The sequence below is a fragment of the Alicyclobacillus kakegawensis NBRC 103104 genome, assembly GCF_001552655.1.
Classification (GTDB): domain Bacteria; phylum Bacillota; class Bacilli; order Alicyclobacillales; family Alicyclobacillaceae; genus Alicyclobacillus_G; species Alicyclobacillus_G kakegawensis.
On sequence record NZ_BCRP01000023.1, the window covers coordinates 26,900 to 38,641 of the forward strand.

The 11,742-nt window shown below is 58.4% G+C and carries 9 protein-coding genes and 1 riboswitch; of the genes, 7 read left to right on the forward strand and 2 right to left on the reverse strand.

The window, feature by feature from the left end:
* Nucleotides 1–382: 382 nt before the first annotated feature.
* The 5 genes from AK2_RS13840 (at nt 383) to AK2_RS13860 (ending at nt 7,057) form a co-directional block, all read left to right on the forward strand.
* Nucleotides 383–940 carry a UbiX family flavin prenyltransferase gene (locus tag AK2_RS13840; RefSeq protein ID WP_067935659.1) on the forward strand — a complete coding sequence of 186 codons (558 nt, stop codon included), beginning with the start codon at nt 383–385 and terminating at the stop codon, nt 938–940.
* Between the two features lie 80 nt (nt 941–1,020).
* Complete coding sequence (locus tag AK2_RS13845; protein WP_245632919.1) at nt 1,021–1,761, forward strand: IclR family transcriptional regulator; 741 nt, start codon at nt 1,021–1,023, stop codon at nt 1,759–1,761.
* 293 nt (nt 1,762–2,054) lie between these two features.
* On the forward strand, nt 2,055–3,506 hold the full coding sequence (locus AK2_RS13850) for a UbiD family decarboxylase (protein WP_067935664.1): 1,452 nt from the start codon (nt 2,055–2,057) through the stop codon (nt 3,504–3,506).
* 123 nt (nt 3,507–3,629) lie between these two features.
* Nucleotides 3,630–4,922 carry an MFS transporter gene (locus AK2_RS13855; protein ID WP_083521228.1) on the forward strand — a complete coding sequence of 431 codons (1,293 nt, stop codon included), beginning with the start codon at nt 3,630–3,632 and terminating at the stop codon, nt 4,920–4,922.
* Between the two features lie 158 nt (nt 4,923–5,080).
* Nucleotides 5,081–5,165, forward strand: a riboswitch (cyclic di-GMP riboswitch).
* Between the two features lie 134 nt (nt 5,166–5,299).
* Nucleotides 5,300–7,057, forward strand: a complete 1,758-nt coding sequence (locus AK2_RS13860) for a methyl-accepting chemotaxis protein (protein ID WP_067935670.1) — start codon at nt 5,300–5,302, stop codon at nt 7,055–7,057.
* A 146-nt stretch (nt 7,058–7,203) separates the two neighbouring features.
* Here AK2_RS13860 and AK2_RS13865 read toward each other — a convergent pair whose 3' ends face one another.
* Complete coding sequence (locus AK2_RS13865) at nt 7,204–7,830, reverse strand: YesL family protein (RefSeq protein ID WP_067935674.1); 627 nt, start codon at nt 7,828–7,830, stop codon at nt 7,204–7,206.
* A gap of 138 nt (nt 7,831–7,968) precedes the next feature.
* On the reverse strand, nt 7,969–8,586 hold the full coding sequence (locus AK2_RS13870; RefSeq protein ID WP_067935677.1) for a polysaccharide deacetylase family protein: 618 nt from the start codon (nt 8,584–8,586) through the stop codon (nt 7,969–7,971).
* A 252-nt stretch (nt 8,587–8,838) separates the two neighbouring features.
* Between AK2_RS13870 and xylB the strand changes: the two genes are divergently transcribed.
* Nucleotides 8,839–10,395: a xylulokinase gene (xylB, locus tag AK2_RS13875; protein WP_157076356.1), complete on the forward strand. Its 1,557-nt coding sequence runs from the start codon at nt 8,839–8,841 to the stop codon at nt 10,393–10,395.
* Between the two features lie 83 nt (nt 10,396–10,478).
* The gene (xylA, locus tag AK2_RS13880) at nt 10,479–11,636 is read left to right on the forward strand and encodes a xylose isomerase (RefSeq protein ID WP_067935702.1); all 1,158 of its coding nucleotides are present in this window, start codon (nt 10,479–10,481) and stop codon (nt 11,634–11,636) included.
* Nucleotides 11,637–11,742: the final 106 nt, after the last annotated feature.

Here is an 11,742-nt window from a genome sequence, read left to right on the forward strand (position 1 = left end):
ACCAGACAAAACATTAGTTATTCGTGGGGACAAAGGGCTGCCCATGTGGTAGCCCTTTACCTTTGACACCTCGTTATTTTCCACATCCATACGGCAGCGGTTGACGCCATAACCTCTTACTGCTTAGGCAAGTTGGAAAAGTCCGTTGCATCTTCAATTCTGTCTTGCTAATATAATTGTAACTAAGTTGCATCAACTTGGTTGCACGTATGACCGTGAAGAACGGTATCGCTCTCGGTGTCACTGTTGATACCGAAGCTACAGGTATCTGTTTCGAGTGCGCATCATCACCGGCATAGTTCGCGCGGCATGTTGGTGGGGGTCGATGGAAGCGTGGAGACCATAAACGCGCGAAAGCGTGGAAGTGTGTGGGAGCGGTGATATGCGTATAATCGTGGGAATCACTGGTGCCTCCGGGGCCATCCTGGGGATTCGCACCCTTGAAGTTTTGCGAGCTTTACATATTGAGTCGTACTTGATTCTGAGCAAGTGGGCGGAAGCTACCATTCATCAGGAGACCGACTGGTCTCTGTCCGATGTCAAGCAGCTGGCCACCCATGTATATTCAGCTGCCGACCAGGCTGCGGCCGTGTCGAGCGGCTCGTTTCCCGTTGACGGGATGATTGTGGTCCCGTGCAGTATGAAAACACTCGCCAGCATACGTATGGGGCTCGCGGACAATCTGATTATGCGGGCCGCCGACGTCACCATCAAGGAGTCTCGGAAACTAGTGCTTGTTCCGCGCGAGACGCCTGTTAGTGCCATTCACTTGGAGAACATGCTCCGCTTGGCGGAGATTGGGGTGTCCATTGTGCCGCCCATGCCGGCATTTTACAATCGACCTACGAGTGTCGATGACATCGTGAATCACATCGTGGCCCGAGCACTCGATCAGTTTGGAATAGAGTCCAACCTGATAAAACGGTGGAAAGCGGATTAGGTACGGAGGGTGGCGAGTCTGCAATCTATGGTGACGCGGAACCAAAATCTAACCGGAATGGGGATGGTCGATTGCTGGCGGTGATTCGCACGATGCAACTGTTGGACGCGCTGGTCCAGGCGCCGGATGGCATGGGCGTGATGGAGCTGGCGAATGCCTTGAAGATTCACAAGGCGGATGTGTCGAGAATTCTCTCCACGCTCCAAGACATGGGGTATGTCATCCAGGACGAGCGGACAGGCCGATTCACCGTTTCATTCAAGTTTGTGGCGATGGCGTTGCGGTACAAGGATCACACAGAGTTGGAGGACATCGTGCAGCCAGTGCTCGCGGAGTTGGTCCGTCAGACCGGAGAGAGTGTGCAGTTTGCGGTGGAGCAAAATCGCGAACTGATTTATGTGGAGCGGATGGATGGTACCAAACCCCTGCGAGTGGCGTCGATGCTCGGATTGAGCGCTCCTCTGCACGCCACTGCGGCGGGGAAGGTATGGTTGGCCAGTCTGCCCAAAGAGGAAGTTGTGGCGTTGATGAAGGAACGCGGCATGGAGGCCGTGACCGAACATACCATCACGGATCTGAACGCATTGCTACGCGAGCTGGCACAGGTGCGTGAGCAAGGGTATGCCGTATCCCGGGAAGAGGTCAATCCAACCGTGTTTGGCCTGGCCGTCCCTGTACATGACCGAAAGGGGATGGTGCGGGCCGCCGTGGTGGTAACTCTGCCGATGTATGAGGCAACGGAGGAGAGGATTGATGCAGTGAAGTCGCGAGCGATGAAAGCGGCCGATATCCTCTCGGAACAGCTCTCGCTCATTTGGTGATCCGACGCGCTCCTGGTCCCATTAATTTCCTTATTGGGATTGTTCAACCAGAGTGGCTCATGAGCATCCTACGGACGTGTAACCTGACAGGGAGGTGAGAGAGGTGAGGGCGCGGTTGCCGCCGCAGTGATGCACCATCACACGTAGGCGATGTGACAGACGCACTTGGGTAATGACCGCCATCCTATAGGGCATCGCCTCAGCGGAGAAGGTTGTGGAGATTTTCGGGGAAGCAAGTGTCCGCGTAGCCGTCTTTTCCGCCGCGGACCCAGCCCAAGAAGGGACGAGGTTACATGTCGCACGGAAATCCGTTGGATCTGAGAGCATGGTTGGATGATATGCAGGCGCGTGAAGAGCTCCAGGTGGTCCAGGGCGCCAATTGGGAACTGGAACTCGGAGCCATCAGTGAATTGAACGTACGGCGTGACGGCAACAAAGCGCTGCTGTTCGACGACATCCGGGGTTATCCCCGGGGATTCCGGGTTCTGACGTGCACCACCAGCAGCCCGTTTCGCCTGGCTTCCCTCCTTCGTGCACCGCTCACTCGTGACCACAACGAACTGGTTCGTTGGCTGCGGGGTAAACCGAAGGAGTGGGAGTCACGAGCCCGCGACTTTGGTTTCGTCTCGGTGAAGGATGGGCCGGTTTTCGAGCACGTGGACAGAGATGGCGCGGTCGATGTATTGAAGTTCCCGTCTCCTCTTTGGCACGAGGGAGATGGGGGCCGTTACATTGGCACCGGCTGTGCGGTCGTGACGAAGGACTACGATTCGGACTGGATAAACGTGGGCACGTATCGGGTTATGGTGCACGACTCGACTCACGTGGGTCTGGATATGGTCTCCGGAAAGCACGGGCATATCCAATTTCAGAAGCATGCGGCGGCGGGCAAGCCATTTCCGGTGTGCATTGTGATTGGTGCCCATCCGCTGTGTTACCTCATCTCCGGCATCGAGGTGCCGTACGGGATGTGCGAGTTCAACTATATCGGAGCCATTCTGAACGAACCGGTGGAGGTGGTACACGGAGAACTGACGGGACTGCCGTTCCCGGCTGCCGCAGAGATCGTCCTCGAGGGGTGGATTTACCCCGGCGACGAACGATTGGAAGGTCCGTTTGGAGAGTTTCATGGGTATTACCAGGCTGGGGCAAAGTCGGCGCCGGTTGTGACGGTGGAACGCGTGTACTACCGGTCCCATCCTATCATTGTCGGCAGCCCGCCGGCCAAACCGCCCAATGACTACTCGTACTCCAAGGCCGTGATGCGCTCGGCCTTGCTGTTTGATGCCCTGGTGGCAGCCGGTGTGCCTGGCGTTGAGTCAGTGTGGGCGCACGAAATCGGCGGAGCGCGGATGTTCACTGTGGCCAGCATCAAACAGCGGTACGCCGGTCACGCTCGCCAGTGTGGCCATGTCCTCAGCCAGTGCGGGGTCGGGGCGTACATGGGACGCTACTCGGTCGTGGTGGATGACGACATCGATCCGTCCAATCTGTCCGAAGTCATGTGGGCAGTCGCTACTCGTACAGACCCGGCCAGAGATATCGACATCATTCAAAACGCGATGGGCTCGAAGAACGATCCGATGTCCATCGCATACACGTCCAAGGCGATGTTCAGCTCGCGAGCCATTATCGACGCCTGCCGCCCATTTGATCACCTGCAGGACTTTCCACCGGTGGCACAGGTCAGTGCTCGCCTGCAAGACGAGGTGAGAGCCAAGTGGCGTGACGTCCTGGCGCTGTGAGAGGACGTTCTGATGCTGGCGCCACTCTGCCTCATGATGGAGGATTTGACATCCGTGTAATGACGAGTGAAGTCTCGTTCAGCACGGAAAATAACCGGGAACCATGGAAGGGACGTGTACGTTATGGAGAGGCCTGAGTCTCGCGGTTCCACTTGGTCTGTGTATGAGTGGGCCGTTGTATTGATGCTTCTCGCGGCGTTGGTCATCTCGGCTATCGATCGAGTCAACATTTCTATCGTCGGAGCCTATTGGGTTAAGCACCACATCATTACCTCTCAGCAACTGGGTCTGCTACAGTCCATCTTCAGTTGGTCGTTGACCCTGTTCCTGTTGGCCGCGGGGCCTATCGCCGATCGCTTTCACCCGCGCCGAGTCCTCCCCATCGGAATGGTCCTGTGGACAGTGGCAACCTGGCTGTCCGCCATCACTCTAAAGATACCCGTACTGGCGGCATTTCGAGCCTTGCTCGGTATCGGCGAGTCGGCCCTGCTACCCTCCGCGCCGCGGATTGTCATTGAAAACATTCCAGCGCGCGACCGCAGCAAGGCTATCAGCCTCTATTTCACGGGGAACAAATTGGGCCCGACGCTCGGGCTTCCCCTCGCAGCCGCCGTCTTAGTATGGCTTGGTTGGCGGCAGGTGTTCTTCGTTACAGGCGCCCTTAGCCTGATATGGGCGATAGTCTGGTTGCTCATCTATCGAAAAGACAAGGGAATCCAGCCTTCATCGGACTCGCCTGTGGAAAGGGCAAACGTCTCCTGGGGTCGACTGTTTGCATATCGAAACACGTGGGCGATGATCATCGGTCAATTTGGGTATCTGTACGTGCTGTATGTGTTCTTGACCTGGCTGCCGGGAATTCTGGTTTTGCAAGAACATCTGAGCATCGGTCAGAGTGGCTCCCTCAGTGCGCTGCCCTTTATTGTATCCATCGTCACGACCATTCTCGGTGGATGGTTGGCAGACGCCTGGGTGAACCGTGGCGGGAACCGGACCGTGGTACGCAAGACGATCATCGGTGGCGGTCTTGTGCTCAGCACTGTCTGCGTGCTGATTGCCGCTTACAGCACTTCGTCAACGATGACGGTGGTGTTTTTGGTACTCACCATGGCTGCGATGGGGCTCGTGACCGGGAGCGTGAACTCCCTGCCCATGGACTTGGCTCCGCCCAAGGTGGTCTCCTCGGTCAGCTCGTTGCAGAACTTCGGTGGCAATATGGGTGCATCGTTCGCACCCCTCCTCACCGGTGCGCTGTACGGCACGTTTCACAGTTTCCGGATCCCACTCATTATCACCGGGGCTGTAGCGCTGTTGGGCGCACTCGCCTACGTCATTCTGCTGGGCAGGGTGGAGCGTACGTACGAGGTGGAGGCGTTGGAGAAGCCTGTATCTGGAGCTGTGGCGCTTGAAGATTGAAATCAGTATCTGAAACCGTACCTGCATTCCTGCTATGAAGACCTGGATTTACATATCAAAGTGATGGGTTCAGGGTGTAGGTCGGCGGAAGAAAGAACGGATCGGCAAGTTCACTGTCGAGACTGAGTTCTCCGATGGGAAAATCCATATTTTACAGATTGTGAACAGGGCAAACCAGCGGAAACGTTGGGACGCAAAGCCACGGGTCTACGGACGTATGTCTATGGCGGCCGGGTTGCCACATCATCCAGACAATCTCAGATGATCGGCCAGGCAACCGTACGTCTATGCGCAGGTTGCTTTTTTGCTGCATCTGACGCTCGGCACTTGGGGACTAGACAATAAAGAAGATCCATGGTGGTAGGGGGATTGCATTCATGAACAACCTCAGACTGGGCGTCTTCTTCTCGTCGCTGCGTATCAAACTCCTGGCCATGTCGCTGGCTATGCTGATGATTCCAAGCCTGGTGATTGGCCTCGTAACCTATGAGATCACGAAGAAGCAACTGGAGGCTGCCGGTGAGCAGCAGTTGAAACAGGATGTCCTGCATGTGTTCGCGTTGATTGACGAAGCCAACATACAGGTGAAGGCCGGTAGGATGACCTTGGCGGCCGCTCAGGAAATGGTGAAGGAAGAGGTTCTGGGCCCAAAGGATAAGCAGGGGCATCGGCCTATCAATCCCAGGTTTAAGATAGGGTCCAACGGATACATCATCGCCATCAATGATCATGCCGTCAGCCTGATGAATCCTCTGGTGGAGGGGCAGGACAACTGGAACCAGAAGACCGTCGACGGTGTCATGTCGGGGCGGGAGATGGTTCGGTTGGCTGACAAAGGCGGCGGGTATCTGACGTACATGTGGCCGCTGCCGAATTCCAAGGGCGTGGCCAAGAAGATTGTCTACGTTCAGAAAGACCCGGATTGGGGTTGGAACGTGGCCGCCGGGTCGTATATGGCGGATTTTGAGGCTCCTGCCAACCAGGTGCTGCACATGTTGGTGATTGTCCTGGTGCTGGAAGTCATCCTAGGTGCTCTGGTGAGTGTGTGGCTCGCCGGGCGGATCGCGAAGCCGATTACCAAAATGGCGCACCAGGTGGAGCGTGTCGCCGCGGGAGACTTGAGTGTGGAGCCTCTGGTCAAGCGCGGCAATGACGAAATTTCTCGTCTGGCGGTTGGTTTTTCCCGCATGATGAATCACCTGCGTGACCTGATTAAGAACATCAGCGAAACTTCCGAGCAACTGGCGGCATCTGCAGAAGAACTGTCTGCAAGCGCGGAGGAGAACATGCGGGCGACGGAACAGGTGACACAGACGGCACAGGATGTAGCCGCGGGCGCGGAGCGGCAGGTACACACCGTTGGAGAAGGGGCAAACGCCGTAAACCACATCGCAGGCGCCATGGAACAGATTGCCCGCAATGCGCAGGAGGCGTCTGCATCGGCTGCGAAGGCGGTCGAAATCTCCAAGTTGGGGAATGATTCTATACAGTCTGTGCACGTGCAGATGAATTCCATCCAGGAAATTGTCGATCAGGCGGCTGTCGTCGTCAGAGGTCTCGGTGAGCGGTCGCAGGAGATCGGCCGGATTGTTGAAGTCATCACCGACATTGCGGAGCAGACCAACCTGTTGGCGCTGAATGCCGCCATTGAGGCCGCGCGAGCCGGAGAGCATGGGCGGAGCTTCGCCGTCGTCGCCGGAGAGGTACGCAAGCTGGCGGAGCACTCCAGTCAGTCGGCGCAGCAGATTGCCGATTTGATTTCCAGCATTCAACAGGAGAGTCAGGCTGCCGTGCAATCGATGGAGGCTAGCACGTCCGAGGTCAACGCCGGACTCCACGCCGTTCACGACGCGGGCGAATCATTTGGGCAAATTGGTGAATCGGTCTCGGAAGTGGTACGGCAGTTCGAAGAGGTGTTTACGTCGGTACGGCAATTGACCGATCGGGCGGAGCAGCTGCAGACACTGATGGGTAACGTATCCACCGTCACCGACTCGACCTCGGCCGGGATGCAGACGGTGTTCGCGTCCACCGAGGAACAATTGGCGTCGATGGAGGAAATTTCGGCTTCAGCCCAGTCTTTGAATCGGATGGCGGAGCAATTGCAGACGTTGGTCGGTCAGTTCAAGATGTGACCATGTGATTCGCCCAGGAGACGCCTGGCTAAAGTCATTCGGCCCCGGCAAAGGTCAACCTTTGTTGGGGCGTTATTGTGCCAGCTTCTGGCGGTTCTGAGGCACAATTCTCCCTGCATCGTTCGTCTCGATATAACAGCCGCCAGTTATGCGCTGTGGCTGTCCGCTGTCTGTTGTTGGGCCGCCCACAGTTGCGAAAACTTCCGCTCCGCAAACCAGTATGTGGTAAAGATGCAGACGCTCACGAAGAAGAAAAACAGGAGAAACGTGAAGCGCAAGGACACGAACAGCAGGGCGGCGATGCAGACCAGGTTGAGGAACGTCAGGTGGAACTTGTACAGGCCCAGTTTGAGGCTGGTGACGAGCAGCCTCCAATGCGTATAGTATCCGTGGACCATGAGCGGAAACAGGCTCAGTACGGCGGCACCGTAGATCACAGTGAGAATGCCGAAAAACAGGACGACAATCAGGCTGAACGTGGACTGTATGTGGACCGCGATGCGAAGGTCCACATACAAAATCACGCCAACCGCGGTCATCACCAACCCTGTGATGAGACTCTGCTTGAAGTTCTCCCGGTAATATCGATAATAGGTGCGGAGCACAGGCGGATCGTTCCCTTTCAACCACTGCCGGACGATGGCAAACCCCGCCGCCGTTGCCGGGTAGACTGTGATGATCAGGATGCAATTAACCAGCACCAGTAGATTCAGGAGGAACAGGTTGTAAATCCACTTGCACGCCCGATAGAGGAATCCGTCCAACTGAAACACGGTTTCCACATCCTATTCGCAATCTTGAACCGCATGAATCCCTTTTCATCCGCGCCTAGCGTCCCCCGTACAACTAGTATGCGCGAAAACGGGTTGCCAAGACAACCGGGGGTCTGTTGGATGCCGGTGAAACTGGGCTCAATATCGATAGGGTGATGATCCGGTGATATGTTCAAGGCTTGTGAAGGTGTATCCCATGCCGAGCGCAATCTCGATGATATAGGGCAGGGCCTCCGTGGTGCCCTGAACACGACCCGAGCAGTGTTGCAGGATGATGGCTCCAGGCTGCAGCTGCGGGACAACATGGCGCGCAATCTCCGGACCGGGAATTCCTGTCCAATCGCGGGAGTCGATATCCCACAGTACCACCTCGAAGCCCAGACTGCGAATGTACGAGTCCAGCGCCTCGTTCGTGCTGCCGTAAGGCGGTCGAACAAATCGCGGCGAGACCCCAAGGCATTCCCGGATTACCGCGTCGGTGTCCAGGAGTTCAGAGCGAACGTCGTCGGTACTCAGTTTGGCGAGATCCGGGTGGCTCCAGGAGTGGTTGCCGACTGTATGACCGGTGCTCGCCATCCGGCGCAGGACGTCCGGGTATTTTTCAATCTGTTGCCCCATACAAAAGAATGTCGCCGGGATTCGGTAGTGGTTCAGGGTATCCATAATGAACGGCGTGTACTCGCCATCAGGGCCGTCGTCAAACGTGAGAGCCAAAACCCGTGTCCCCTGGCCAACGGAATGAGTGTGTACTTCCATCGCGTCTCCTCCCATAACGATTTGTCGGTTTCTTATTTTTGTCGGTTTCTTAATTACAACAGATACCACGAAAGACGCCCATGAGCGAGCACCCGTCGCCGCATGAACCGCCTGTGCGGCAAGCAGGAGACGCAAAGACTAGCTCAATCTGAGATTGTCCATTGATCTTCATTTGGTTATCCAATAAACTAATAGGGAATCGAGCAGCAGTGTTTTGAACGGCGGATTTCCGCGGAAAGTGAGGGAAGGGCTGTGAATGAGAAAGCGCCTTCCGCGTTGATAGGAATCGATGTCGGAACGAGCGGAGTCAAGGTGGTGGCCGTCTCAACGGACGGACGACTCTTGGCCGCGTCCGGCGCGGCATATGAACTCTACGCGCCCAAGTCGGGCTACGCCGAGCAGCACCCAGAGGATTGGTGGCAGGCCACCATAACGGCGGTGCGCGACCTGACCGCGAAGCTGCAGGCCGCCGAGGGCGGTGTGGACATCCTGGCCATAGGGCTGTCTGGACAAATGCACGGGCTCGTCCCGTTGGACAATGACGGAGGGCCAGTCCGCCCGGCCATCATCTGGTGTGACCTGCGCACGGTCGAGCAGGCTGAGTGGATTGAGCGGGAGTTGGGGCGCGAACAGGTGATTGCCCTGACTGAGAACCCGCCGCTGGCGAATTTTACGGCCACGCGGCTGTTGTGGATGCGCGAGCATGAACCGGAAGCCTACGCGCGCATCGCGTCGTTCTTATTGCCCAAGGATTACATCGGGTACCGCTTGACCGGTGTGCGGGCCACGGACGTCTGCGACGCGTCGGGTACGCTTTTGTTTGACGTGGCGCATCGCACCTGGTCAGAGGAGATGTGCCGTGCGCTCGACATCCCCCTGGCGTGGCTGCCGCAGGTGTTTGAGTCCGGGGAGGTCACAGGGCGTGTCACGCCGGCGGCGGCCGATTTGCTGGGTATTCCCGCCGGGATCCCGGTCGTCGCCGGCGCTGGCGACCAAGGAGCGGGCGCCGTCGGGCTCGGCATTGTCAACCCCGGCACCGTTTCGGTGGTTCTCGGCACCTCGGGTGTGGTGCTCACTCCCTCCGCCCGTCCCGTTCGCGATCCGCTCGGGCGCGTGCACACGTTCTGCCACGCGGTGCCCGGGCAGTGGTTCACGATGGGCGTGACGCAAGCCGCGGGCGGATCGTTGCAGTGGTATCGGCGCCAATTGGCGCAGCTGGAGGATGCGGCCGCCGCGCTCTCTGGGCAGGACGTGTACGACCTGCTCACCCGCGAGGCGGCGCAAGCGCCGGTGGGCGCGGGAGGCGTGCTGTTCCTGCCTTACCTGTTGGGCGAACGCACGCCGCATTTGGACGCCGATGCGCGCGGGAGTTGGGTGGGCCTGGATTGGCGCCACGGCCGTCCCGAGATGGTGCGCGCGGTCCTGGAAGGTGTCGCCTTCAGCCTGCGCGAGTGCTGGTCCTGCCTGGCCGAGAGCGGTCTCGGGGCCGACACCTGGCGGGTTTCCGGCGGCGGCGCCAAAGGGCGCTTGTGGGTGGAAATCCTCGCCTCTGTCTTGGGGCGGCCGATACAGATTGTCCACGGCATAGAGGGCCCGGCCTTTGGAGCGGCGATTCTCGCCGCCGTCGGGGCTGGTGTCGTTCAGCCGCAGGGGATTGCCGATTGGATAGAAGTGGCGGATGTGGTAGGGCCTAACCCCGCCTGGCAATCCCTTTACGACCGCCAGTACGGTTTATATCAGCAGGCGTATCAAGCCCTCAAGCCGGTTTTTCCGGCGCTGCGGGCGCTGGCCGGAGAGACCCAAGCCTAAACCGGTGCGGGCCGGTCGGCACGGCCGCCCGGGATGCGGCGAGTACCGACATTTCACATCGGATGAAGGAGCTGGATGACCTGATGAGTTCATTTACCCCCCGTCCTGAAGACCACTTTACGTTTGGGTTGTGGACCACGGGCAATCGCGGGCGCGATCCGTTCGGAGTCGAGGTACGCCCGCAGCTGGACCCGCTCGACAACCTGGAGCTGATGGCCGAAGTGGGCGCCTACGGCGTCACCCTGCACGACAACGACCTGATTCCGATTGACGCCACGCCGGCCGAGCGCGATCAATTTGTCGCCAAGTTCAAAGACAAGGCGCAGGCGCTCGGTCTCAAAGTGCCGATGATGACAGTCAACCTGTTCACAGATCCGGTGTTCCGCGACGGGGCGTTCACCTCCAACCGTAAGCCGGTGCGGGAATACGCCATTCGTAAGACGCTTGACGCCATCGACGTGGCGCACGAGCTGGGCGCCGAGGTTTTCGTATTGTGGGGCGGCCGCGAGGGCGTCGAGGTCGACGCCTCGAAGGACGCACGCGACGCGCTCAAGCGGTACCAGGAAGCGGTCAACTTTTTGTGCGAGTACGTGCTGGACAAAAACTACGGGCTGAAGTTCGCGCTGGAGGCGAAGCCGAACGAACCGCGGGCCGACTTGTTCCTGCCGACGACCGGAGCGATGCTGGCCTTTATCGCCACGCTGGCGCACCCCGAGATGGTCGGTGTCAACCCGGAGGTGGCGCACGAGCAGATGGCGGGCTTGGTCTTCCACCACCAGGTGGCCCAGGCGTTGGCGGCGGGCAAGCTGTTCCACATCGACCTGAACGACCAGAAAATCGGCCGCTTCGACCAGGATCTGCGGTTCGGATCGGAGAATTTGAAAGCGACCTTCTATTTGGTCAAACTGCTGGAGGATGCGGGTTATCAAGGGATGCGGCACTTTGACGCGCACGCCTACCGAAGCGAGGACCTGGAAGGCGTGCGGGATTTTGCCCGCGGGTGCATCCGCAACTATCTCATTTTGCGCGAGAAGGTGGAACGTTTCCGCCGGGATGAGGAGATTCAGGGATTGCTGCGAGAGATTCAGGCGGAGGACGACGGACAGCCCATCACGTATTCGGGCGAGGCGCTGCACAGCCTGCGGGAGAAGCCATTCGATCGGGTGGCGTACGGGCAGAAGGGACACAAGTACGAAAAACTCGACCAGTTGGTGGTTGAACTGTTGCTCGGTGTCCGGTGATCCCCCTGTGCGGGGTGGGTGCCGAGCCCTGCCCGAAATGAGGCAATACTCTCCTATGTCTGGACAGCGGACGACTGGGGTGCCCCGGTCGTCCGCATGCGCATGA

Bases quoted from the DNA above. Each gene is read 5' to 3' on its own strand.
- AK2_RS13840 (WP_067935659.1), top strand. From the start codon at position 383: ATGCGTATAATCGTGGGAATCACTGGTGCCTCCGGGGCCATCCTGGGG.
- AK2_RS13850 (WP_067935664.1), top strand. From the start codon at position 2,055: ATGTCGCACGGAAATCCGTTGGATCTGAGAGCATGGTTGGATGATATG.
- AK2_RS13855 (WP_083521228.1), top strand. From the start codon at position 3,630: ATGGAGAGGCCTGAGTCTCGCGGTTCCACTTGGTCTGTGTATGAGTGG.
- AK2_RS13860 (WP_067935670.1), top strand. From the start codon at position 5,300: ATGAACAACCTCAGACTGGGCGTCTTCTTCTCGTCGCTGCGTATCAAA.
- AK2_RS13870 (WP_067935677.1), bottom strand. From the start codon at position 8,586: ATGGAAGTACACACTCATTCCGTTGGCCAGGGGACACGGGTTTTGGCT.
- xylA (WP_067935702.1), top strand. From the start codon at position 10,479: ATGAGTTCATTTACCCCCCGTCCTGAAGACCACTTTACGTTTGGGTTG.